Annotated in this window: 20 protein-coding genes; 6 read left to right on the top strand and 14 right to left on the bottom strand. The window is 69.2% G+C overall.

Annotated features, from left to right (window positions below; all coding sequences use genetic code 11):
- Window positions 1–11: 11 nt before the first annotated feature.
- Entirely contained in the window at window positions 12–2,234 is a 2,223-nt protein-coding gene (gene purL, locus AC1DSZ_RS11850; RefSeq protein ID WP_476838866.1) for a phosphoribosylformylglycinamidine synthase subunit PurL, read from the bottom strand.
- A gap of 316 nt (window positions 2,235–2,550) precedes the next feature.
- Between purL and AC1DSZ_RS11845 the strand changes: the two genes are divergently transcribed.
- Window positions 2,551–3,777: a vWA domain-containing protein gene (locus AC1DSZ_RS11845; RefSeq protein ID WP_476838573.1), complete on the top strand. Its 1,227-nt coding sequence runs from the start codon at window positions 2,551–2,553 to the stop codon at window positions 3,775–3,777.
- 180 nt (window positions 3,778–3,957) lie between these two features.
- On the opposite strand, the gene purQ is transcribed toward AC1DSZ_RS11845, so the two are convergent.
- The 4 genes from purQ to AC1DSZ_RS11825 all read right to left on the bottom strand — a co-directional run bounded on the left by purQ (window position 3,958) and on the right by AC1DSZ_RS11825 (window position 5,948).
- Entirely contained in the window at window positions 3,958–4,662 is a 705-nt protein-coding gene (purQ, locus tag AC1DSZ_RS11840; RefSeq protein WP_476838572.1) for a phosphoribosylformylglycinamidine synthase subunit PurQ, read from the bottom strand.
- 4 nt (window positions 4,663–4,666) lie between these two features.
- On the bottom strand, window positions 4,667–4,909 hold the full coding sequence (gene purS / locus AC1DSZ_RS11835; RefSeq protein ID WP_476838571.1) for a phosphoribosylformylglycinamidine synthase subunit PurS: 243 nt from the start codon (window positions 4,907–4,909) through the stop codon (window positions 4,667–4,669).
- A gap of 176 nt (window positions 4,910–5,085) precedes the next feature.
- Window positions 5,086–5,520: a PRC-barrel domain-containing protein gene (locus AC1DSZ_RS11830; protein WP_476838570.1), complete on the bottom strand. Its 435-nt coding sequence runs from the start codon at window positions 5,518–5,520 to the stop codon at window positions 5,086–5,088.
- A 77-nt stretch (window positions 5,521–5,597) separates the two neighbouring features.
- Window positions 5,598–5,948 (bottom strand): response regulator, encoded by a 351-nt coding sequence (locus AC1DSZ_RS11825; RefSeq protein ID WP_476838569.1) that lies wholly within the window; start codon window positions 5,946–5,948, stop codon window positions 5,598–5,600.
- A 235-nt stretch (window positions 5,949–6,183) separates the two neighbouring features.
- Between AC1DSZ_RS11825 and AC1DSZ_RS11820 the strand changes: the two genes are divergently transcribed.
- Window positions 6,184–7,986: a PAS domain S-box protein gene (locus AC1DSZ_RS11820; protein WP_476838568.1), complete on the top strand. Its 1,803-nt coding sequence runs from the start codon at window positions 6,184–6,186 to the stop codon at window positions 7,984–7,986.
- 9 nt (window positions 7,987–7,995) lie between these two features.
- Here the strand turns inward: AC1DSZ_RS11820 and AC1DSZ_RS11815 are convergent, their stop codons facing one another.
- From AC1DSZ_RS11815 to modA, 5 genes are all read right to left on the bottom strand, one after another.
- Window positions 7,996–10,185, bottom strand: a complete 2,190-nt coding sequence (locus AC1DSZ_RS11815) for an amylo-alpha-1,6-glucosidase (protein WP_476838567.1) — start codon at window positions 10,183–10,185, stop codon at window positions 7,996–7,998.
- A gap of 66 nt (window positions 10,186–10,251) precedes the next feature.
- Window positions 10,252–11,355 carry a glycosyltransferase family 4 protein gene (locus AC1DSZ_RS11810; RefSeq protein ID WP_476838566.1) on the bottom strand — a complete coding sequence of 368 codons (1,104 nt, stop codon included), beginning with the start codon at window positions 11,353–11,355 and terminating at the stop codon, window positions 10,252–10,254.
- 118 nt (window positions 11,356–11,473) lie between these two features.
- Window positions 11,474–12,583: a molybdenum ABC transporter ATP-binding protein gene (modC, locus tag AC1DSZ_RS11805; protein WP_476838565.1), complete on the bottom strand. Its 1,110-nt coding sequence runs from the start codon at window positions 12,581–12,583 to the stop codon at window positions 11,474–11,476.
- A complete protein-coding gene (gene modB / locus AC1DSZ_RS11800) occupies window positions 12,580–13,287 on the bottom strand; it encodes a molybdate ABC transporter permease subunit (RefSeq protein WP_476838564.1) in 708 nt (235 codons plus the stop codon). Before modB ends, modC begins: the two co-directional genes overlap by 4 nt.
- Window positions 13,284–14,042: a molybdate ABC transporter substrate-binding protein gene (gene modA, locus AC1DSZ_RS11795; protein ID WP_476838563.1), complete on the bottom strand. Its 759-nt coding sequence runs from the start codon at window positions 14,040–14,042 to the stop codon at window positions 13,284–13,286. The genes modB and modA overlap by 4 nt, the downstream gene beginning before the upstream one ends.
- A 204-nt stretch (window positions 14,043–14,246) precedes the next feature.
- Here modA and AC1DSZ_RS11790 point away from each other — a divergent pair, with 204 nt between their 5' ends.
- On the top strand, window positions 14,247–15,878 hold the full coding sequence (locus tag AC1DSZ_RS11790) for a GMC family oxidoreductase (RefSeq protein ID WP_476838562.1): 1,632 nt from the start codon (window positions 14,247–14,249) through the stop codon (window positions 15,876–15,878).
- Between the two features lie 7 nt (window positions 15,879–15,885).
- Here the strand turns inward: AC1DSZ_RS11790 and AC1DSZ_RS11785 are convergent, their stop codons facing one another.
- The 4 genes from AC1DSZ_RS11785 to AC1DSZ_RS11770 are packed head-to-tail and all read right to left on the bottom strand — an operon-like array spanning window position 15,886 to window position 19,868.
- Window positions 15,886–17,163 carry a TRAP transporter large permease gene (locus tag AC1DSZ_RS11785; RefSeq protein WP_476838561.1) on the bottom strand — a complete coding sequence of 426 codons (1,278 nt, stop codon included), beginning with the start codon at window positions 17,161–17,163 and terminating at the stop codon, window positions 15,886–15,888.
- 12 nt (window positions 17,164–17,175) lie between these two features.
- Complete coding sequence (locus AC1DSZ_RS11780; RefSeq protein WP_476838560.1) at window positions 17,176–17,688, bottom strand: TRAP transporter small permease; 513 nt, start codon at window positions 17,686–17,688, stop codon at window positions 17,176–17,178.
- The gene (locus AC1DSZ_RS11775) at window positions 17,685–18,671 is read right to left on the bottom strand and encodes a TRAP transporter substrate-binding protein (protein ID WP_476838559.1); all 987 of its coding nucleotides are present in this window, start codon (window positions 18,669–18,671) and stop codon (window positions 17,685–17,687) included. The genes AC1DSZ_RS11780 and AC1DSZ_RS11775 overlap by 4 nt, the downstream gene beginning before the upstream one ends.
- 45 nt (window positions 18,672–18,716) lie before the next feature.
- Entirely contained in the window at window positions 18,717–19,868 is a 1,152-nt protein-coding gene (locus AC1DSZ_RS11770) for a mandelate racemase/muconate lactonizing enzyme family protein (RefSeq protein ID WP_476838558.1), read from the bottom strand.
- 112 nt (window positions 19,869–19,980) lie between these two features.
- Here AC1DSZ_RS11770 and AC1DSZ_RS11765 point away from each other — a divergent pair, with 112 nt between their 5' ends.
- The 3 genes from AC1DSZ_RS11765 to AC1DSZ_RS11755 all read left to right on the top strand — a co-directional run bounded on the left by AC1DSZ_RS11765 (window position 19,981) and on the right by AC1DSZ_RS11755 (window position 22,578).
- On the top strand, window positions 19,981–20,889 hold the full coding sequence (locus tag AC1DSZ_RS11765) for a LysR family transcriptional regulator (protein WP_476838557.1): 909 nt from the start codon (window positions 19,981–19,983) through the stop codon (window positions 20,887–20,889).
- Between the two features lie 113 nt (window positions 20,890–21,002).
- The gene (locus AC1DSZ_RS11760) at window positions 21,003–21,425 is read left to right on the top strand and encodes a CopG family transcriptional regulator (protein ID WP_476838556.1); all 423 of its coding nucleotides are present in this window, start codon (window positions 21,003–21,005) and stop codon (window positions 21,423–21,425) included.
- A gap of 25 nt (window positions 21,426–21,450) precedes the next feature.
- Entirely contained in the window at window positions 21,451–22,578 is a 1,128-nt protein-coding gene (locus AC1DSZ_RS11755; RefSeq protein WP_476838555.1) for an extracellular catalytic domain type 1 short-chain-length polyhydroxyalkanoate depolymerase, read from the top strand.
- The last annotated feature ends 57 nt before the right edge of the window (window positions 22,579–22,635 follow it).

Genomic DNA, 22,635 nt, shown 5'->3' with positions numbered 1-22,635 from the left:
GGTTTGCTCCGTCAGGCCGCTTCGGCCGTGGTGGGGTGGCCGGCCATGTAGTTCGGCAGCCATGATTCATGGGCCGACCGCAAGGCCTCGACCGATATGGGCTTTTCACCCGGCAGGTTCAACGTGTCGCCGCCGGTGACGCCAAGGCGCAAGGCGGCGACGCCGGAGGCCTGCGCCTGGGCGAGCACGGCGTCGGCCTCGTCGGCCGGGACGGCCAGCAGATAGCGCGCCTGGTCCTCGCCGAACAGCACCGCATGGGCGGGGCCGGCCGGCAGCGTCTCGATGGTCGCGCCGATGCCGCGCGCCATGGCCATTTCGGCGAGCGCCACCGCGAGGCCGCCGTCCGACAGGTCGTGGACGGTGCGGATGCCCCAGTTGCGGATGAGGCCGCGCACGAAGTCGCCGTTGCGCTTCTCCGCCGCGAGGTCGACCGGCGGCGGCGCGCCCTCTTCGCGGCCGGCGATCTCCTTGAGCCACACGGACTGGCCGATCCAGCCCTGCGTGTCGCCCACCAGGATAATGGCTTCGCCGGCGGCCTTGAACGCCACCGAGGCGTTCACGGTGACGTCGTCCAGCAGGCCGACGCCGCCGATGGTCGGGGTGGGGAGGATGCCGCGGCCGTTGGTCTCGTTGTAGAGCGAGACGTTGCCGGACACGACCGGGAAGTCCAGCGCCCGGCAGGCCTCGCCGATGCCCCGGATGCAGCCCACGAACTGGCCCATGGCGTCCGGGCGCTCCGGGTTGCCGAAATTGAGGTTGTCGGTGATGGCGAGCGGCTGGCCGCCCACGGCCGTGATGTTGCGCCAGGCTTCGGCCACGGCCTGCTTGCCGCCTTCGACGGGGTCGGCCTCGCAATAACGCGGCGTGACGTCGGAGGTGAGCGCGAGGCCCTTGGGGCCGTCGAGCACGCGCACCACGGCGGCGTCGCCGCCCGGCTGCTGCACGGTGTTGCCGAGGATCAGGTGGTCGTACTGCTCCCAGACCCAGCGCTTGGAGCAAAGCTCCGGCGAGCCGACGAGGCGCAGCAGCGCGTCGGCGTTGCCGACCGACGGCTGGACGCTCTCAGGCGCAAGCACGGGCTGGTGCGTGTTGGCGATGTGCGGGCGGTCGTAGAGCGGGGCCTCGTCGCCGAGCTCCTTGATGGGCAGGTCGGCCATGACCTCGCCGCCATGCTTCACGACGAAGCGCAGCGTGTCGGTGGTGTGGCCAATCACGGCGAAGTCCAGCCCCCACTTCACGAAGACGGCCTTGGCCTGCGCCTCCTTGGCGGGGTCGAGCACCATGAGCATGCGCTCCTGGCTCTCCGACAGCATCATCTCGTAGGCCGACATGCCGGCCTCACGGCACGGCACCTTGTCGAGGTCGAGCTCGACGCCGAGGTCGCCCTTGGCCCCCATCTCGACCGCCGAGCAGGTGAGGCCGGCCGCGCCCATGTCCTGGATGGCGATCACCGAGCCGGTCTGCATCAGCTCGAGGCAGGCTTCCAGCAGCAGCTTCTCGGCGAAGGGGTCGCCGACCTGCACGGTGGGGCGCTTCTCCTCGGACTTGTCGTCGAACTCGGCCGACGCCATCGTGGCGCCGTGGATGCCGTCGCGGCCGGTCTTGGAGCCGAGATACACGATCGGGTTTCCGACGCCGGTGGCGGCCGCGTAGAAGATCTCGTCCGCCTTGGCGATGCCGACCGCCATGGCGTTGACAAGGATGTTGCCGTCATAGCGCGTGTGGAAGCCGAACTGGCCGCCCACGGTGGGCACTCCGAACGAATTGCCGTAGCCGCCGACGCCCGCCACGACGCCGGCCACGAGGTGGCGCGTGCGCGGGTGGCTGGGATCGCCGAAGCGCAGGGCGTTGAGACATGCGATGGGCCGGGCGCCCATCGTGAAGACGTCGCGCAGGATGCCGCCCACGCCGGTCGTCGCGCCCTGGTAGGGCTCGATGTAGCTCGGGTGGTTGTGGCTCTCCATCTTGAACACGCACGCCATGCCGTCGCCGATGTCGATCACGCCGGCGTTCTCGCCCGGGCCCTGGATCACCCAGGGGGCCTTGGTGGGGAGCGTCTTCAAGTGGAGGCGGGAGGACTTGTACGAGCAGTGCTCGTTCCACATGGCCGAGAAGATGCCGAGTTCGGTGATCGAGGGCTCGCGGCCGATGAGGTCCAGGATGCGCTGGTACTCGTCGGGCTTCAGGCCATGTTCGGCCACGAGTTCGGGGGTGATCTTGACGGCGTTGGGGATCACGGTCGCCCTCTCGGGTCTGGGGTCATGGTCAGCGGCTCGGGCCGGCGCTGGGCGGCGCGGCGCGCGCGCAGGTCTCGCCTTTCGCATAAAGCCCGACAGGCGCCATGGCAATGCCGCGCCGCGACCGGAGGCCGAATGGTCCTTGGCCAGCGCCTGTTTCGTTTCGGGACGCGCCCGGGCTGAAGCTGCGCGGCGAGCCATACAACCGCCTTGAACGCACAGGTTGTGGTTCAGGATGGCGCCCTACCCGGCCTGAAACCCATGGCGCCGGAATTGAAACCTGGAGTTGCAGAACCCTTCGAGGATCGCTGCAATGTCCATTCTGAACCGCTTCAAGACCGACGCCCGCGGCTCCGTCAGCACGCTGTTTGCGGTCTCGATCATTCCGATGCTGTTGGCGGTGGGAAGCGCGGTGGACTACGACCGGCTGCTGGCGATGCGCGCGCGGGTCCAGGCGGCCGCCGACGCGACAGCGCTGGCGATGGCCCGGCAGGCGGGCGATCTCAGCGACGCCGACATCCAGAGCAAGGGCGCGACCTTCTTCGAGGCGGCTTTCGCGGCGACCTGGGCGGACGCCGGCGCGAACCGGGTCGCCAAGGACTTCGTCCGCACGGCGCTCACCATCGCGAAGACGGCCGACAAGAAGGTCGTCGTGGACGTGCAGGGCCTCTACCCGACGACCTTCATGAAGATGGCGGGCAAGACCGAGATGGCGCTCGCGGCGGCCGGGCAGGCGGCCTGGGGCGTTCGCAAGATCGAGGTCGCGATGGTGCTGGACAACACCGGCTCCATGGCGAGCTCCAACAAGATCACCGAGCTCAAGAAGGCCGCCAAGAACCTCGTCACCACCCTGGAGGCGGCCTCCAAGGAGACCGACCAGGTCAAGATCGCGCTGGTGCCGTTCAACACGCAGGTGCATCTCGACACCGCTTGGAAAAACGAGTCCTGGCTCGATTTCTCCACCAACGCGGTGAACAAGGCGACGTGGCAGGGCTGCGTGGCTGACCGCAACAGCGGCTATGACACCAATGATTCGCCCATGGCCAAGTACCCGGCCGTGCAGACCTGCCAGTGGGGAACCGCGCTCGCGCCCGTGAAGCCGCTGTCGACGGACTTCGCCGGCCTGCGCACCTCGGTGGACGCCATGAACGCGGTGGGCAACACCAACATCACGATCGGGCTGGCCTGGGGCCTGGCGGCGCTGTCGCCCGGCGCGCCCCTGACGGGCGGCGCTGCGTTCGGCACGGATGGCGTCGAGAAGTTCATGATCCTGCTGACGGACGGCGACAACACGCAGAACCGCTTCGGCGATTCCGTCTACCAGATGGATACGCGCACCAAGACGGCCTGCGACGAGGTCAAGAAGAGCGCGAACAAGATCACGCTCTACACGGTGCGGGTGATCAACGGGAACGCCGCCCTGCTGAAGAGCTGCGCCACCGACTCGTCCAAGTATTTCGATGTCACCAGCGCCAGCCAGCTCGACGCCGTGTTCAAGCGCATCGCCAGCGACATCACGTCGATCCGCCTCACCATGTAACCGCGTACCGGTGAGCACGGAGCACGGCCTCGGCCCCCCGGCCGGGGCCGTGGCTGTTTGTGGGTCTCACGATGGCGCAACCCCACCATGCCCCTCATCCTGAGGAGCCATGCGACGCGCATTGCGTCTCGAAGGACGAGGGGATCGTAGGGGTTGGCGGCGCTGGCGCCCCAAGCCGCCTCAGGCGGCCAGCGGCTTCCAGTCGGCGACGAGGCTCTGGAACAGCGGCAGGCCGTCCGTGCCGCCGACCAGCGGGTCGATCAGGTTCTCGGGGTGCGGCATCATGCCGAGCACGTTGAAGCCCGATGAGTAGATCCCGGCGATGTCGTTGAACGATCCGTTCGGGTTCGTGCGGCTGCCGATCTGGCCGGCGGCGTCGCAATATCGGAAGGCGACGCGGCCTTCGGCCTCGAGCTGATGCGCGGTCTCGTCGTCCGCGATGTAGTTGCCCTCGCCATGCGCGATCGCGACCTCGATCACCTGGCCGGTGGTGTAGCGGTTGGTGAAGGGCGTGTCGGCGCGCTCGACGCGCAGGTGCTGCATCTTGCAGACGAATTTCAGCTGCGAGTTGCGCATCAGCACGCCCGGCAGCAGGCCGGATTCGACGAGGATCTGGAAGCCGTTGCACACGCCCAGCACGAGGCCGCCGCGCGCCGCGTGGGCCCGCACCGCGTCCATGATGTTGGCGCGGCCCGCGATGGCCCCGCAGCGCAGGTAGTCGCCATAGCTGAACCCGCCCGGCAGCACGACGAGGTCGGTCCCGGCCGGCAATTCGTGGTCGGCGTGCCACACGGAGGCAGGCTCGTGGCCCGTGCCGGCCCGGATGGCCTTGATGATGTCCCCGTCGCGGTTGGAGCCGGGGAAGACGATGACGGCGGACTTCATCGGCTCACCCCGTGATTTCGACGCGATAGTTCTCGATCACCGTGTTGGCCAGCAGCTTTTCGCAAGCGGCCTGCAGCGTCGCCTCGGCGGCGGCTCTGTCCTGGTCGGCGAGCTCGATGTCGAAGACCTTGCCCTGGCGCACGCTGCCGACGCCCTCGACGCCGAGCGACCGGAGCGCTCCCTCGATCGCCTTGCCCTGGGGGTCCAGAACGCCGGTCTTCAGGGTGACGGTGACGCGGGCTTTCATGCGCTCTTCCTCGCTCGCTGGGCGCGACGGCGAAGCCTCGGGGCGGCGCGGAGCCGCCCGGCGAGGCGGAGCGGCCTTTCGGGGCTCCGCTTGCCGTCCGCCTAGCCGATAGAGGCTCGCGCCCGCGACCGCAAGTCCGGTTGCGGCGTTGGAGAGCTGTTTAACGGGTCGAGCGCTCAGGCCGTCGGGGCCGTGCGGTAGTAGGCGTCCACCTTGGCCCCGTATTCGTCGTCCACGAACGGGTCCTCGCCGGCGCCGTAGTGAGGCGCGGCCTCCAAATTGCTCTTGTCGATGTCGACCACGTAGCCGCCGAGCTGGCGGTCATAGCGCAGGGCGCGCCAGGGGAGCGGATGATAGCTTTCGCCCACGCCCAGGAACCCGCCGAACGACATCACCACATAGGCGACCTGGCCCGACACCTTGTCGACCATGAAATTATGGACGGTCCCGAGCTCGTCGCCGGCGGCGCTGAACACGGTGGTGCCCTCGACCTTGTCGGAGGCGATCAGCTTGCGGGTCTCGCTGATCGCTACGCCCTCGCCGCCCGAGGGGTCGAGCTCCATCGAGCCCGGCGTTCGAAGCGCGCGTTCGTTGGGAAGTTCGGTCGGCATGGAAGGCTCCGTGAGCGATTGCTGTCGCGAGGACAACGACCTTCACGGCCGACGGTTCGGCTGGAACACGGGATGTATCAGCGCAGGATCCGGCGGAACGCGCCCTCGAGCTCGGCGGCGTTGAACGGCTTCTGCAGCACCAGTGACAGCTTGAACTCGTCCGCGATGCCCTTCGCCCCGTAGCCGGTGGCGAAAAAGAACGGGATCCTGCGTCCCTGCAGCACGCGGGCCACCGGGAAGGACTGCTCGCCATCGAGGTTGACGTCGAGAACCGCTCCGTCGAGGTCGAGCCGGCCGGCGAGATCGACGCCTTGCTGCAGACGCCCGGCGATGCCGGCCGGGATGAGGCCCATGTCGGTGATCATGTCCTCGATCATCATCGCGACCAGCATCTCGTCCTCGACGATCAGAATGCGAGATCCCTGCACGCAAGTGTCCCCGGCTGCCACTGCTCCCAGTCATCGCATCATAGGTCAGGTCCCGGGTTCCGGTAAGTTGGTACTTTGCGGCGCGCCAAAACACCACGGGAGTGCGACGCCTGATCCCGAGAGGATCAATTCTTCCCGCCAAGTTTGAAACGCTGGAGGTCGCCGGGGATTATGCATCGACATTGTCCCGGGCCAGATCTGCATGGCCTCTCCGACAGCCCAGCGATGGATAGACGTGAGCGCAACCCCGCCATCTTACTCCGTCGCCGAGGCCCTGCTTGGCTCCATGCTGCACGACCGGCCGCATGCCCGGTGGAGCGCCGGGCCTGACGGAAGGGCGGGCGGCGACCAGAGCGCGTGGCGAAGCCTGTCCGGCCAATCCGCCGAGAGCTGGTCCAGCGATGGCTGGCTCGGCGCCCTTCAGGCCGACGACCGGGGGATGGCGGAGCGTCGCTGGGCCGAGGCGCTGCGAACCGGGGCTCCGATGGCGATGGAGTGCCGCGTCGCGATGGCGACCGGCGGCTGGCGCTGGATGCAGTGCCACGCGGCGCCGGTGATCGGCCCGGATGGGGCGATTGCCGCATGGGCGGGGCTCGCAATCGACGTGCATGAGCGCGTGCAAACCACCACGGCGCTGCGCGAGAGCGAGGAGCGCTACCGCCTGACGATGGAAAGCGCGCGCGACTACGCGATCCTGCTGCTCGACACCAATGGGGTGATCCAGCGCTGGTCCCCGGGCGCCGAGGCCGTGTTCGGCTGGAAATCGGGCGAGATCGAAGGCCGCGACTTCGCGGTGACGTTCACGCCTGAGGACCGCGCGGCCGGGGCGGTGGAGAAGGAACTGGCGGGCGCCGCCCGTGACGGGGTGACCCCGGACATCCGGTGGCACCTGCGCGCCGACGGGCGCCGGACATTCATCGAGGGATCGACGCGCGCGCTGCGCGACGACCATGGCGTCCTGCAGGGCTTCCTGAAGATCGGCCAGGACATGACCGAGCGCCGCCGCGTGCGCCAGGCGCTGCAGGAAAGCGAGGAGCGGTTCAGGCTGTTCGGCGAGGCCTCCACGGACGTGCTGTGGATCAGGGACGCCGGATCGCTGCGATGGGTTTACCTCTCGCCGGCCTTCGAGCGCGTCTTCGGGGCGGCGCACGCGCAGGGACTGCGCAGCGACACCATTCCGAACTGGGTCGACTTCATCCTGCCCGAAGACCGCGACGAGGCATTGGCGGCGATCGAACGCGTGTCGGAAGGCCAGACGGTGAGCTCGCGCTACCGTTTCCGGCGCCAGTCGGACGCGGAGGTGCGCTGGCTGGTGAGCCACGATTTCCCCATCCCGGACGCGCAGGGGCGGACGCGCTGGATCGGCGGCATCGCGCATGACTTCACGGACGAGAAGGCCACCGCGGATCGCCTGCAGGTTCTGCTGGCGGAGCTCCAACACCGGACCCGCAACCTGATCGGGGTGATCCGCGCGATCGCGACGCGCACCGCCGGGGACGCGGCCTCGCTCCAATCGTTCAGCCAGACCTTCACGGCCCGCCTTGATGCGCTGGGGCGCGTGAACGGCCTCCTGTCGCGGCTTGAGGACGGCGACCGGGTGAGCTTCGACGAGCTCCTGCGGGCCGAATTCGCCGCGCACGGCGTCGCGGACGAGAACGGCCTGGGCGACCAGGTGACGCTAAAGGGCCGGCGCGGCATCCGGCTGCGCTCGGCCACGATCCAGACGTTCGGGCTGGCCTTGCATGAGCTCACCACGAATGCGGTGAAATACGGCGCCCTGTCCACGCCGGAGGGCCATGTCGAGGTCACCTGGCGCCTGATCGCAACGGGCGACGGCGAGCAGCGCCTCCGGGTGGAGTGGCGCGAGACGGGCGTGCCCGGCGCGCCCGCATCGACGCGCAAGGGCTATGGACGGGAGTTGATCGAGCGCGCCCTGCCGTACCAGCTCGCGGCCGAGACCCATTACGAGCTGGGTCCCGACGGCGTGCGATGCACCATCACCGCGCCGGTCTCGTCGACCTACGCGGCGGGATCGTGAAGCAGGCTCCTACTTCACCACCACGAGCCTGACGTCGCCGCGCTTGTTCAGCACGTTGACGGAGACGTCGCCGTTGTGGCGATGGATCCGCAGGTCGAGCGTGGCGTCCGCCACCTGCAGCCCACGCACCATCACCTCGTCGACGAAGGCCGGCAGGATCGGATCGCGCAGCGCCACCATGCGGTCGGCGGCCGAGATCTTCAGGCCGAGGCACGCTTCCAGGAAGGCGAACGGCGTCGCGGCCGCCCAGGCCTGCGGCGAGCACGCCACCGGGTAGCCGACCGGTCCACGGCGGCGCTTGCGTAGAAAGCCGCAATAAAGCTCGGGCAGGCGGCGCGATTCCTGGTGCAGGGCCGCGTCGAAGACGGCGCTGAAAATGGTCGCGGCGTCGTGCTTCAGGCCGTATTGCGCCATGCCGAGCGCCACCATGGCGTTGTCGTGCGGCCAGATCGACCCGTTGTGATAGGACATCGGATTGTAGCGCGGTTCGCCGCGGGCCAGCGTGCGCAGGCCCCAGCCGCTGAAGCCGTCCTGCGACATCAGGGTCGCGGCCGTGCGGGCGGCGCGATCGGGCGCGGCGATGCCGGCGAACAGCGCGTGGCCGGCGTTGCTGGTGCGCACCAGGCAGGGGCGCTTCGCGCCATCCAGCGCCAGCGCGTAGCTGCCCATCTCTTCCGACCAGAACGACTCCTCGAAGCGCTGGCGCAGCTCCTCGGCCGAGTTGCGCAAGGACGAGGCCCAGTCGGCTTCTCCGAACAGGTCGGCGAGGCGCGCCGCATGCTGCTTGGCGGCGAAGACGTAGCCCTGCACCTCGCACAGCGCGATCGGGCCCAGGGCGGGCGATCCATCCGCGTGAAACACGGAATCGTGGCTGTCCTTCCACCCCTGGTTGGCCAGCCCGTGGTCCGTCTCGCGGAAATACTCGACGAAGCCGTCCCGATCACGGTCGCCGTCGCGGTCGCACCACGCGATGGCGGCCTTGATGGCCGGCCAGATGGAGCGGATGAAGGCGCTGTCGCCGGTGCGGTCATGATAGAGGCCGGCCAGCATCACGAAGAGCGGCGTCGCGTCCACGGTGCCGTAATAGCGCTGGAACGGCACCTCGCCGGTGCGCGCCATCTCGCTTTGCCGGCGCTCGTGCATGATCTTGCCCGGCTGGGCGTCCTTGGCGGCGTCGTACTCGGTCGCCTGCGTGGCCGCGAGCACGCCGAGAACGCCATGCGCCACCGCCGGATCGGCCCACAGCATCTGCATGGCCGTGATGATGCCGTCGCGGCCGAACACCGTGCTGTACCAAGGGATGCCCGCATAAGGGTAGAGCCCCTCGGGCGTCTGCGTTGTCAGCATGTAGAGGTCGGAGGTCGAGCGGCACAGAACCTCGTTGAAGTGCTCGTTGGAGGTCTCGACCGTGGCGATCCGGCGCGTGAGGCGGCGGTTCTCGCGCCGCTTGTCCCGGAAGGCGGTGACGAAATCGGAGATCCGGCTTTCGCCGCCTTCCTCGAAGGCGACGCGCACGATCACGGAGGCGCGTCCGCCGGCCGGCAAGGTCATCGCGAGGGTCGCCCGGTGCGTGTCGAGCCGCTCGGGGGCGGGCTCGATCGCGATCAGGGTGCGGCGCCGCGCGCCGTCGAGGCCGTCATACACGAACTCGACCTGGTCCTGGCTCAGCACGCGCGACGACACCGCGCCGCGGCGCAGGCGATCGACGCCGCGCACCTCGAACAGGTCGCGGAAGTCGGCGTCGAACAGAAAGTCGAGGCGGAACTTGACTTCCCGGTCGGCGAAGTTGCGCAGCCCGATGCGCTCGTAGCAGGCCTCGCGCCAGAGGAACTTGGTGCGGTCGAGCGAGATGAGGTCGCGCGGGATGCCGTCCGGGTCCTGGGCGCGGACGTCCTGGTTGGTGAGATCCACCGACAGGGCGGCGTTGTCGTCCTGGATCACCGAGCTCAGCAGCAGCGGCCGCTTGCCCTCGAAGCGCAGCTCGAAGCGCGACAAATAGCGGGTGTCGCGAAAGAACAGGCCCTCGGGCGCGCCCGGCGTCGAGCCGATGTCGCCATAACCGTCCAGCACCGCGAATGAATCGCCGTGCTTCAGGGAGCGGAGCGTCCGTTCGACCAGCGAGACGTCGGTCTCGATGTAGTGCTCGGAAAGCTTCTCCGGCTCGCCATCAGCCGGACGCGGCTTGGTGATTCCCAGCATGGTCGTGTCGTCTCCAACTGCGGCGAGCGTCGCGCGCTCGCCGTTCCGTGGCCGCGCGGGGCCGAATCAGGCCGTCGCGAGGCGCCCCTGGGCGGATAGGAGCCCAGCAGCGTGACGAGAGAGGGGCAGGGTGGGCAGAACGTCGTCCTCGGCCAGCAGCGCCTCGTAGACGTCCACATAGCCGCGCGCCATGGCGTGCGCCGTGAAGCGCTGCTCGAAGCGCCGGCGTACGGCCGCGCGGTCCATCGCGCGAGCCCGCGGCACGGCAGCGGCGGCAGCCTCGACGGACGACACGATGCAGCCCGTCACGCCGTCGTCGATCACCTCCGGCACCGAGCCATGCGGCCAGGCGATCACGGGCGTGCCGCACGACATGGCCTCGATCATCACGAGGCCGAAGGGCTCGCACCAGTCGATCGGGAACAGCAGCGCCATGGCGTCGCCGAGGAACTGGCTCTTCTGGCGATCGTCGATCTCGCCGACGAAGTGCACGAGCGGGTGGTCGAGCATGGGCTCGATCACCTTGGCGAAGTAGTCGTGGTCGGCCTTGTCGACCTTCGCGGCGATGCGGATCGGCACGCCGGCGCGCTTGGCGATCTCGATGGCGCGGTCCGGCCGCTTCTCGGGCGAGATCCGGCCCAGAAAGGCGAGGTAGTCGCCGCCCTTGGGGTTGAACGCGCAATGCTGGCTCGGCAGCCCGTGATAAATCGTGCTGCGCCAGTTGCAAGCCGTCGGCACGGGCTTGCGCTGGTTGTTGGAGATCGAGACCAGCGGCATGTCCGGATAGGCTTTGTAGATCGGGTGGAAGTCCGGGAGATCCAGGCGCCCGTGCATGGTCGTCAGCGTCTTGCCGGCGAGCTCGCGAAAGAGCGGGAACTGGATCAGGTCCAGATGGAAGTGGATGATGTCGAACTCGTCGGCGCGCCGGCGCACTTCGTCAATCATCACCAGATGGCTGGCGAGGTGATCGCGAATGCCGCCCAGGCGCAGACCTTCGGGCACGATCGCCTCGAGCTTCGCCTTAGTGACCGAGTCGCCGCTGGCGAACAGCGTGACGTCGTGGCCCAACTCTACCAGAGCTTCGGTCAGCCAGGAGACGACGCGCTCCGTCCCCCCGTAGAGCTTCGGCGGAACAGCCTCGGCCAGGGGAGCGACTTGTGCGATTTTCATGGCGACCTCGTCGAATGCGGAGCCCCGGCGAAAAGGGACCCGGGCGGGCAACCCTATGGGTACGGTAAAGTTCCTCCGTACAAGGGATTTGGGCGCACCTGTCGCACCCGCCGGAACCTCAGCGAGCGCCGGGAACGAGGGCTACGCCCTTGATCTGCGCATAGACGGGCAGGCCCGGACGCAACTCGAGCTGGTCCCAGGACCGGCGCGTCACGCGCGCGAGCAAGCGCGCGCCGGCGCCGTCCGGGCCGAGTCCCAGGAGCACGGCGAGTTCCTGCGGGCCCAGCGGCGCGGCCTCGATGATGCGCGCGCTCAGGATGTTGCTGATGGTGCTCTGCTCGGGCCGGCGCAGCGCGAGGCTCACATCCGCGGCCTGGATGCTGATGCGGCGCGCCTCGCCGGGCTCGGCCGGGGCCGACGGGGCGAGGAAGCGCCCGCCGGGAACCTGCAACGCCAGCATGCCGTAGGCGGCGTCATAGCCGGCCGTCACGGCTTCGAGGCTGACGGCGGCGTCCCGGCGCGCCGCGAGCGGCAGGGTGGGGTCGCTCTGGAGGGCGGCCAGGGGGCCGGACGCGAGCACGCGGCCCGCTTGCAGCAGCACGAGCCAGTCGGCGAGGCGTTCCACCTCGGCCATGTCGTGCGTCACGTAGAGCACGGGCAGCGACAGGGCCCCGTGCAGCCGCTCCAGAAAGGGCAGGATCTCGTTTTTGCTGGCGGCGTCCAGCGCGGCCAGCGGCTCGTCCATGAGTAGCAGCGACGGCCGCGACAGCAGCGCCCTGCCGATCGCGACGCGCTGCCGCTCGCCGCCCGACAACGCCGCCGTTGCGCGCCCGAGAAGCGGGCCGACGCCGAGCAGGTCGACAACGTCGTCGAAGGCGACCGCGCGCCCCTCTGTGCGGCCCGCGCGGGTCGCGCCGAAAAGGAGGTTCTGCTTCACGGACAGGTGCGCGAAGAGGCTCGCCTCCTGGAACACGTAGCCGACCGGCCGGCTATGCGGCGGAACGAAGATCGCGCCCTCCTGCCATGGCGCGCCGGCCACCACCACGCGCCCTCGGGCCATGCGCTGCAGGCCCGCGATGCTGCGCAGGATCGTGGTCTTGCCGCAGCCCGAAGGGCCGAACAGCGCCGTGACGCCGGTGGGGGGCGCGTCAAACGCGACATCGAGCGCGAATGCGCCGACACGGCCCGCGAACGCGAAGCTGTTGGAGTTCGCCGCGGAGCCGGTCATCCGGCGCGCGCCCGACGCCAACGACGCTCCGCCAGCGTGGTGGCGAGAATCACCGCGAAGGCGAACAGCGTCATGCCGGCAGCCACCGCATGCGCCTTGGCCCATTGCAGGGTTTCGACATAGTCGAAGATCGCGACGGACAGCACCTTGGTCTGGCCCGGCAGGTTTCCGCCGATCATCAGCACCACGCCGAACTCGCCGACCGTGTGGGCGAAGCCCAGCACCGCGCCGGTGAGCAGGCCCGGGCGCGCCAGCGGCAGCGCGACATTCCAGAATGTGTCGAGAGGCGAGGCCCGCAGCGTGGCGGCGACCTCGAGCGGACGTTCGCCGAAGGCCTCGAAGGCGTTGCGGATCGGCTGCACGACGAAGGGCAGGGAGTAGAACACCGAGCCGATCACGAGGCCGGTAAACGTAAATGCGAGCGTGCGCGCGCCCCACAGGCCGGCGACCTTGCCGCCCGGTCCGTCCGGGCCGAGCAGCACGAGCAGGTAGAAGCCGAGCACGGTGGGGGGCAGCACCAGCGGCATCGCCACCAGGGCGCCGACGCCCTCCTTCCACCATGCGCGGGAGCGCGCCAGCCACCATGCCAGCGGCGTGCCGACCACCAGCAGCAGCGCCGTCGTGATGGCGGCGAGCTGGATCGTGAGAACCACGGGCGGCCAGATCTCGGCCGCGAAACTCGGCGTCATGGCGCTCGGCGTCATGGAGCCGCGATCTCGTAGCCGAAGCGCACGATCACGTCGCGGGCTTCAGGGCCTTTCAGGAAGTCGAGGAAAGAGCGCGCGGCCTCGCTGTCGCGGCCTTTCGCCAGCAGCACGGCGTCCTGCCGAATCGGGCGGTAGAGCGACTGCGGCACGAGCCAGCGCGAGCCATCGCTTTTGCCGGCGAGCTGCGACAGCGCCACGAAGCCGAGCTCGGCGTTGCGGGTGTCCACGAAGGCGTAGGCTTGCGCGATGCTCGACCCCTGGACGATGCGCGGCTGCAGGGCGTCGTACACGCCCAGCGCCTTCAGGGTCTCGATCGCGGCGACGCCGTAAGGGGCGGCGGCGGGGTTTGCGATCGCGAGTTTTTCGAAGCGGCCGGCCTTCAGGGTCGCGTCGCCGTTCACCAGGGCAGGATCGCGGCTCCAGAGCGCGAGCTTGCCGACCGCATAAGTGAACCGGCTTTCCGGGGTCGCGAGCCGGTCTTCGACCGCCTTGGCGGGGCGCTCCTCGTCGGCAGACAGAAACACCTGGAACGGCGCCTCCTGGGCGATCTGGGCGAGAAGCTGCGCCGACGAACCGAAGCTCAGCACGGCCTCATGCCCGGTGCGCGCCCGGAAGGCCGCCGCGATCTCGCGGGCGGGTTCGGTGAAGTTGGCCGCCACGGCCACGTTGAACTGCGCGGCTTTCGCCGGCGTCCCAGCCGCCGCTAGCGCGATCGCGGCGCAGAGAACGCGCAGAAGGGTGTGGGCGAGCATGGGCGATCCTGCGAAACGGGCGGGCGCGATCAGGACTGCCGGCGGGGCGGCCGGCCCGTTCTGTATAGTGCGCTTGGAGCCCAAACGGGAGATAGACGTGAGCCATCGCGGTGGGCGACCGTCGGCCGCGCTCGACAGAAGCGTCGAAATTGCGCAACCCTGCGCACCGCCTACTCCATCTCAGCACCGCGAAGCGAACGCCCCATGCGCGACACCGTGAACGACGCCGGAACCTTCGACTACATCGTGGTGGGGGCCGGCTCGGCCGGCTGCGTCATGGCGAACCGGCTTTCGGCCGATCCGCGCAACCGCGTGCTGGTGCTGGAAGCGGGCGGGATGGACAACTGGATCTGGTATCACATCCCGGTCGGCTACCTGTTCGCGATCGGCAATCCGCGCGCCGACTGGATGTTCAAGACCGAGCCGCAGGCCGGGCTCAACGGCCGCGCCATCGCGTATCCGCGCGGCAAGGTGATCGGCGGCTCCTCGGCCATCAACGCCATGATCTACATGCGCGGGCAGGCGGCCGATTATGACGGCTGGCGCCAGCTCGGCCTGCAGGGCTGGGGCTGGGACGACGTTCTGCCGGCCTTCATGGCGCAGGAGGACCACATCGCGCCGCCCAACGAATTCCACCGCTCGGGCGGGGAATGGCGCGTCGAATATCCGCGCATGCGCTGGGACATCCTGGACGCCTTCCAGGCGGCCGCCGAGGAGGTCGGCATCCGCAAGGTCAAGGATTTCAACACCGGCGACAACGAGGGCTCGTCCTATTTCCAGGTGAACCAGAAGCGCGGCCGGCGCTGGAGCGCGGCGCGGGGCTTTCTGCGCCCGGCGCTGAAGCGCCCGAACCTGCGGCTCGAAACCGGCGTCCTGGTGGAGCGCGTGCTGATCGAGAACGGCCGCGCCACCGGCGTCGTTTACAGGCAGGGCGGGGTCGAGAAGATCGCGCGCGCGGCCGGCGAGGTGGCGCTGTGCGCCGGCGCGGTGGCGTCGCCCAAGATCCTGCAGCTGTCGGGCGTCGGCCCGGGCGGCCTCCTGCAGCAGCACGGAATCCCGGTGCTGCGCGACCTGCCGGGCGTGGGCGAAAACCTGCAGGACCACCTGCAGATCCGGCCGGTGTTCAAGGTCAACGGCGTGCGCACGCTCAACATCGACTACCAGTCGCTGGTGAAACGCGGCCTGATGGCGGCCGAATGGGCGCTGCTGCGCACCGGGCCGCTCACCATGGCGCCGTCGCAGCTCGGGCTGTTCACGCGCTCGTCGGCCGACTACGCCACCCCGAACCTCCAGTTCCACGTGCAGCCGCTGTCGCTCGACAAGTTCGGCGACCCTATGCACGCCTTCGCGGCGTTCACGGCCAGCGTGTGCAACCTGCGCCCGGCCAGCCGCGGCACGGTGCGGCTGTCGTCGGCCGACCCCGCCGCCCCGCCGGCGATCTCGCCCAACTACCTGGCGGCCGACGAGGACCGCCGCGTCGCCGCCGACGCGCTGAAGCTGGTGCGCCGCATCGTGAGCGCTCGGGCGCTGGAGCGGTTCCGGCCGGAGGAATACACGCCCGGCGCGCACCTGACCTCGGAGGAAGACCTCGCCAAGGCGGCGGGCGACGTTTCGTCGACCATCTTCCACCCGGTCGGCACCGCCAAGATGGGCGTCGCGGACGATCCCCTGGCGGTGCTGGACGAACGCTTGCGCGTGCGCGGCGTCGACCGGCTGCGGGTGATCGACGCGTCGTCCATGCCGCGCATCACTTCCGGCAACACCAACTCGCCCACCATGATGATCGCCGAGAAAGGCGCCGCGATGATGCGCGAGGACGCGAAGGCGCTCGCCTAGCCGCGCCTCAGCGGTAGACGAGGTCGCGCAGCGCCAGCGAGATCTGCGGCACGTAGGTGATCAGCATCAGGCAGGCGAGCACGACCGCGATAAAGGGCACGAGCGACTTCGTCATCCGGTCCAGCGAGATCCTGGCCACCGAGCAGGCCGCGAAGAGATTCACGCCGAAGGGCGGCGTGATCATGCCGAGCGCCAGGTTGACCACCATCACCATGCCGAAATGCACGGGGTCGATGCCGAAATTCGTCGCCACGGGCGCGAGGATCGGGGCCAGCACGATGATGGCCGCCGAGGTCTCGATGAACATCCCGATCACGAACAGGAAGGCGTTCACGGCCAACAGGAAACTCCAGCCGCTGCTGAAGCTCGACGTGATGTAGGCGCCGATCATGGCCGGCACGCCCGCGCGGGTGAGCAGGAAGCTGAACAGCCCCGCCATCGCGATGATCATCATGATAACGGAGGACGACACCACCGACTTGCGCAGGATTGCGAGCACGCCCGCGAGATCGAGCTCGCGATACACGAAGCAGCTCACCACGAGGGCGTAGAACACCGCCACGATGGAGGCCTCGGTGGGGGTGAACACGCCGCCATAGATGCCGCCCAGGATGATGGCCGGCATGAGCAGCGCCAGGCCAGCGGCGCGGGTCGCATCCAGCACCGGCAGGCGGCCCTCGCGGTCGTGCCGGCCGTAGCCCTGGATGCGGCACCAGACCCACACGGCGACCATCAGCGCCACCGCGATCAGCAGGCCCGGGCCGAAGCCCGCCACGAACAGCTCGCCGATCGAGACCTCGGCGGCGACGCCGTAGAGGATCATCGGGATCGAGGGCGGGATGATCACGCCGAGCTCGGCCGCGCTGGCCTGCAACGAGGCCGCGAAGGACACCGGGTAGCCGTGCTTCACCATGGCGGGGATCAGGATCGCGCCGATCGCGAAGGTGGTGGCCACGCTGGAGCCGGACACGGCCGCGAAGATCATGCAGGTGAGGATGCACGTGCAGGCGAGCCCGCCCTGCACGCCGCCGACCAGGCTCTTGGCGAAGTCCACCAGCCGGCGCGAGATCCCGCCCTCGCCCATCAGGTTGCCGGCCAGGATGAAGAAGGGCACGGCCGCGAGCGGGAACTTGTCCAGCGACGCGAAGGCCTGCTGGGCCACCAGAACGAGGGGCAGCGGCGTGTGCAGCGCCATTCCGGCGATCGCCGCCAGCCCGACCGCCACCGCGACCGGGACGGACAGCATGAACAGCGCACACATGGTGAGCAGCATCGTGGCGGTCATCGTGAGGGTCCTTCAGACCGCGGTTTCGAGTTCTTCGCGCTTGGGATCGAAAAAGTGCGCCACCACGGCCAGCATCGCCACCATGGCCCCGGCCGGAACGGCCGCGTAAGCGAAGCTCACCGGGATTTCGAGGCCGGCGAGGTTCTGGAAGCGCACCCGGGAGGTGAGGTCGACGCCGTACCAGGCCAGAATGGCGAGCAGCCCCATGGTGGCGACAGCGATCGCGGCCTCCAGGGCGCGGCGCTGCGGGCCGCCGACCATGCGGTAGAGGAGGTCGACGGATACGAGCGAGCCGGCCCGCACCGCGGAAGCGAGGCCGAGATAAGCCATCCAGATCAGCAGCACGCGGATCAGCGGCTCGGACCAGGTCGCGGGTTCGCCGAGCACGAAGCGGGTGAGCACCTGGAAAAGGCCCACGCAAGCGGCGGCCGAGAGCGCCGCGCAGCCCAGCCAAAGGCCGGTCTGCGTGACGATGTTTTCGACGGCCAGCAACGTTGCGACGGCCGGATGGCGAGTGCGCGTCATTTCTGGTCCCTGATGCGCGCGATGGTCGCGTCGCCGAAGCGCTTGCCGAGCTCCGCGAAGGCGGGCTTCAGCAGCTCCTGGAACTTGGCGGTGTCGACCTTCTCCACCACCTGCAGGCCCTGCTTGCGCAACTCGTCCACGCCCGTCTTCTCCACCTTGGCGACCTCGTCCTTGCAGACCTGCATGGCCCGCTTGGCGGCGTCCAGGAAGAGCTGCTTGTCGGCGGCCGAGAGCGCCTCGAAGGGGCGCGGGCCCATCACGAAGCCAACGGGCGTGAAAGCATGGTTGGTGAGCGTCAGGTATTTTTGCACCTGCCCGAACTTGTTGTTCAGGATCGCGCCGATCGGATTTTCCTGGCCATCGACGACGCCCTGCTGCAGCGCCGTGAACACCTCCGGCAGCGCCATCGGGGTCGGCAGGGCGCCGAGCGCGCGCCAGACCTGCAGGTGGATCTGGTTTTCCTGGGTGCGGATCTTCAGGCCCTTCACGTCCTCGGGCCCGTTCACCGGACGCTTGCTGTTGGTGAGCTGGCGAAAGCCGATGCCGCCGAAAGCGAGCCCTTGCAGGCCCTTGGCCTTGAACTTCGCCAGGATCTCCCGGCCGATCGGGCCGTCCAGCACGGCCTGCGCGTGGTCGAAGTCGCGGAACAGGAACGGGATGTCGAAGACCTGAACGTCAGGCACGAAGTTCGCGATCACGGAGGTGGACGGGACCGCGAGGTCGACCGTGCCGAGCTGCAGGCCTTCCAGAACCTCGCGGTCGCCGCCGAGCGCGCCGCCCGGATGGAGGCGGATTTCGATCCGGCCGTTGGTCTTGGTCTTGATCTCGTCCGCGAAGCTCTGCATGGCGACGCCCTCGGGGGCGGTCGCGCGGCCGACGAAGCCGAGATTCAGCACGGTGGGTTGCTGGGCGGAGGCCTGGTGGGCGGCCGCCAGGCAGGCCGCGCCGATCAGCGCGGAACGCAGCAGGGTTATGAATTTCAAGGTCGTGTCCTCCGGGGTGTGGTCGCGGTTGGGCTCCGCGATCCTTTAGGCGATGGTCCAGTGGTTGGTGACGAAGGGCGCGAGCCGTTCGGGCGAAAGGTCGAGGCCGAGGCCCGGACCATCCGGGACCGCGACCGCGCCATTCTGGTCCAGCGGGTGGTCGGCCAGGGCGGTGCGCAGCGGGTTCTCGGACGGGTCGTACTCGAACAGCGGCCAGCGCTGGCGGCCGCGTCGCTCCGGCAGGCAGGCGGCGAAATGGAGCGAGGCCTGGAAATTCACGGCCGAGCCCCAGACATGCGGCACCACCGCAACCTCGAAGGCGTCGCAGAGCGCAGCGATCCGCATCGCCTCGGTCAGCCCTCCGCAGAGGCCGAGGTCCGGCTGGATGAACTCGAACACGCCCGCCGTCAGGTAGTCCCGAAAGGCGCGCAGGCCGAACAGCGCCTCGCCGCCCGCGAGCGGGACGGGGCAGCGGGCCGCGAGCCGGCGGTAGCCGGGCAAATCGTCATGCGCGATCGGCTCCTCGAGCCAGACCGGATCCACCTCGGCGAGCCGCGCGGCGATCGCGGCCGCGCCCTCCACGCTGAAGCCCTCGTTGAGGTCCACCATCAGCGGCATAGCGTGGCCGATCTGGTCGCGGACCTTGCGGGCGACCGCGCCGTCCTGCGCCGGGTCGGTTCCCATGCGCAGCTTGATCGCCCGGAAACCGGCGTCGAGATAGCCGCCGATGTCGGCCTCGAAATCCCGGTAGGGATCAGGGCCGGGCTTCATGAAGGGCCCGCTCACATAGGCGCCGATCCGGTCGCGGAGCTGGCCGCCCAACATGGCGTGGATGGGCTTGCCGGCGATCTGGCCCGCGAGGTCCCAGAGCGCCACGTCGAGGCCGCCGAGCGTCATCGTCGACAGGCCGCGCCGGTCATAGCCGAGCTTCGCCGCCATCGCGTGCCAGCCCGCCCGCGGCGTCGTGGCGTCACGACCGACAAGGACCGGGGCGAAAAACTCGCGCGCAAGCGCCGCGGCCGCAGCCGGATAGGCCCAGGTCTCGCCCCAGCCGCTTTCGCCGGTGTCGGCCGTGACGCGAAACAGGAGGGCGCCGCGGCGGTCGAACATCTGGCGGGAATTGCCGACCATCTCGCGCAGCTGGACGGACAGCTCGAACCCTTCGACGCGGACGATCCTGGGCGGGGTGGACAACATTTCGGCGTGGTGCTCCGGCGGCGAGCCAGATAAACCAGCTTTGTGGAACTTAATCTAATTGGAATATCTGGACCCGGATCGATCAGGTTTTCAAATTTATTTGGAGCGAGACATGCGGTTCACGATTGCACAGATCGAGGCGTTCTTCTGGACCGCGCGGCTTGGGTCGCTGAGCCGCGCGGCGAGCCATCTCCACATGGCGCAGCCGACGATTTCGCTGCGGCTGCGCGACCTGGAGGCGGCGCTCGCGGTGCGGCTGTTCGCCCGCAACGGGCGCGGGCTGGCGCTCACGGCGGATGGTCTGGCGCTGCTGCCGCGCGCCTCCGCGCTGCTGGAGGAGGCCGACCGCATCACGCTGCAGACGGATCCCGCCGTGGTGACGGGCAGCATCCGGGTCGGCTTCGCGGAAGGCTTCGCGATGACGTGCCTGCCGACGCTGCTTGAAACCGTGCGGGCGGATCATCCCATGCTGAAGGCCGAGTACGTCGTGTCGATCAGCTATGAGCTGGAGCGCGAGTTGAGCGACCGGCATCTCGACCTTGCCGTGCTGGTGAACCCGACCGGCCGCAACGCCATGCGGCTCGTTCCGCTTGGGGTGCAGGACACCGCCTGGGCGGCGTCGGTGAAATGGGGGCTCGGCCCGCAGGTGCGGCCGTCGGACCTCCACCACCTTCCGATCGTCAGCAATCCGCCGCGGTCGGCCATGTTCCGGCAGATCAAGGACTGGTTCGCGACGGCCGGGCTGGAGCCGTCCCGCCTCGATATCTGCTCCAGCGTGGCGGTGATCGGGCACCTCGTGTCGTCAGGCGCGGCGCTGGGCGTTCTGCCGGTGCGGATGATCGAGCCGGAGGTGGAGGCCGGGCGCGTGCAGGTGCTGCGGCCCACGCCCGACCTGATCCACGGGCGCGTCTATGCGAGCTACCCCGAGGGCGGCCTCACCGCGCCCGTGAACGCGATGCTGAAGTCGATCCAGAAGGCGCTCGCGACCATCAACTACCTGAAAGTGAACGTCGAGGCCTGAGGCCATAGCTCGCCTGAGATCGGATCCCGGCTGACAGGCTGCGCCGTCGGGGGTTGCACACCGGCCTATCGCATCCATATACCATCCAGCGGGATGGTAACAGGATGGTGTTTATGGCTGAGAATGAGATTGGCGAAGCCGCGAAGCGGCTTCCCGACAGTGAGAAGATCACGATCAATCTCGGCTTCGTCGATCTCGGCCAGATCGACCTGCTCGTGCGCGAGGGGTTCTACTCCAACCGCACGGACCTGATCCGCACCGCCATTCGCAACCAACTCGGCCAGCACGCGGACGTGTTGCGCCAATCGCTGGCCCGGCACCGCTTCGATCTCGGCCTGCGCCGCTATGGCCGGGGCGAACTGGAGGAGGCACGCGCCGCCGGCGAGACCCTGCACATCCAGGTCGTCGGGCTCGCGGTGATCGAAAACGACGTTTCGGCCGAACTCGCACGCGACGCCATCGCGTCCATCCAGGTGCTGGGCGCGCTCCAGGCGAGCCCCGCCGTCAAGACCGCCCTCCGCGATCGCATTCGCTGAGGCCACCATGATCAAAGGATCCCCCATGACGACGCGCATCCTTGCCGGCCTCGCCGACGCCACACGCCTGACCCGGGACGGCCGGGTTTCCGAAGCGCTGGCGACGATCCGCCGGACCTTGGCGACGGGCGCCAACCCCGCGCCCGACGCCGATGCGCAAGGCGCCCGGCCGCCGCGCCCCGACCTCGGCGGCTTCGGCCCTGGCCTGTCCGGCCTCGGCGGGGCGGCATCGTGGCTTAAACCTCAGGGGACAACAGGCCCCCGGGGCGCGCCAGCGGTTCCACCCGGAGCGCAGTTTGAAGAACGGGCGTTTTCGGGAGCGCCCGGGACACTCGGCTACAAGCTCTACGTCCCGAGCGGACACGGCGCCCAGCCCATGCCGCTGGTCGTCATGCTGCACGGCTGCACGCAATCGCCCGATGACTTCGCGGCGGGAACGCGCATGAACGAACTCGCCGAGGAGCACGGCTTCCTGGTGGCGTACCCGGCGCAGACCAAGGCCGCCAACGCATCGCGGTGCTGGAACTGGTTCAGCGCGGCCGACCAGCAGCGGGACCGGGGCGAGCCCGCCCTGATCGCCGGCGTCGCGCGCCAGGTCATGGCCGACTTCGCGGTCGCGGAGGGGCGCGTCTATGTGGCGGGCCTGTCGGCCGGCGGCGCAACGGCGGCCATCATGGGCGTGCTTTATCCGGATCTGTTCGCGGCCGTCGGGGTGCATTCGGGCCTGGCCTGCGGCGCCGCGCGTGATCTTCCCTCGGCGCTTTCGGCCATGCGCGGCGGCGCTTCGCCCGCCAACCTGCCGCGTGGCGGTGCGGCCGCGCCGCCGACCATCATCTTCCATGGCGACCACGACAAGACCGTGCATCCGGCCAACGCCACGCAGGTCGCCTCGCAGGTCAACGCCGGCGCGGTGGCGGAGCGGGACGTCCAGAAGGGCGAGACGCCCCAAGGCGTGCGCTACACGCGCCGGGTCGAGGCCGACCGCGACGGCGTTCCGGTGCTCGAGCACTGGGTCATCCACGGCCTCGGCCACTCGTGGTCCGGCGGCAGCCCGGCCGGGTCCTACACGGATGCGCGCGGGCCCGACGCCAGCCGGGAGATGATCCGCTTCTTCGAGCATCACCGCGTCGCGAGCGTCCGGACGGGCGGCTGAGCGCGGGGCGCGCCGGCCGCCACGCCGGCCTCCAGATGTGTCCAGACAGGTTGGCGT

Source organism: Alsobacter sp. P4_H11 (assembly GCF_056400925.1).
This window is presented reverse-complemented; position numbering and strand designations above follow the sequence as displayed.

Bases quoted from the DNA above. Each gene is read 5' to 3' on its own strand.
- AC1DSZ_RS11845 (WP_476838573.1), top strand. From the start codon at position 2,551: ATGTCCATTCTGAACCGCTTCAAGACCGACGCCCGCGGCTCCGTCAGC.
- purQ (WP_476838572.1), bottom strand. From the start codon at position 4,662: ATGAAGTCCGCCGTCATCGTCTTCCCCGGCTCCAACCGCGACGGGGAC.
- purS (WP_476838571.1), bottom strand. From the start codon at position 4,909: ATGAAAGCCCGCGTCACCGTCACCCTGAAGACCGGCGTTCTGGACCCC.
- AC1DSZ_RS11830 (WP_476838570.1), bottom strand. From the start codon at position 5,520: ATGCCGACCGAACTTCCCAACGAACGCGCGCTTCGAACGCCGGGCTCG.
- AC1DSZ_RS11815 (WP_476838567.1), bottom strand. From the start codon at position 10,185: ATGCTGGGAATCACCAAGCCGCGTCCGGCTGATGGCGAGCCGGAGAAG.
- AC1DSZ_RS11810 (WP_476838566.1), bottom strand. From the start codon at position 11,355: ATGAAAATCGCACAAGTCGCTCCCCTGGCCGAGGCTGTTCCGCCGAAG.
- modC (WP_476838565.1), bottom strand. From the start codon at position 12,583: ATGACCGGCTCCGCGGCGAACTCCAACAGCTTCGCGTTCGCGGGCCGT.
- modB (WP_476838564.1), bottom strand. From the start codon at position 13,287: ATGACGCCGAGCGCCATGACGCCGAGTTTCGCGGCCGAGATCTGGCCG.
- modA (WP_476838563.1), bottom strand. From the start codon at position 14,042: ATGCTCGCCCACACCCTTCTGCGCGTTCTCTGCGCCGCGATCGCGCTA.
- AC1DSZ_RS11790 (WP_476838562.1), top strand. From the start codon at position 14,247: ATGCGCGACACCGTGAACGACGCCGGAACCTTCGACTACATCGTGGTG.
- AC1DSZ_RS11785 (WP_476838561.1), bottom strand. From the start codon at position 17,163: ATGACCGCCACGATGCTGCTCACCATGTGTGCGCTGTTCATGCTGTCC.
- AC1DSZ_RS11780 (WP_476838560.1), bottom strand. From the start codon at position 17,688: ATGACGCGCACTCGCCATCCGGCCGTCGCAACGTTGCTGGCCGTCGAA.
- AC1DSZ_RS11770 (WP_476838558.1), bottom strand. From the start codon at position 19,868: ATGTTGTCCACCCCGCCCAGGATCGTCCGCGTCGAAGGGTTCGAGCTG.
- AC1DSZ_RS11765 (WP_476838557.1), top strand. From the start codon at position 19,981: ATGCGGTTCACGATTGCACAGATCGAGGCGTTCTTCTGGACCGCGCGG.
- AC1DSZ_RS11760 (WP_476838556.1), top strand. From the start codon at position 21,003: ATGGCTGAGAATGAGATTGGCGAAGCCGCGAAGCGGCTTCCCGACAGT.
- AC1DSZ_RS11755 (WP_476838555.1), top strand. From the start codon at position 21,451: ATGACGACGCGCATCCTTGCCGGCCTCGCCGACGCCACACGCCTGACC.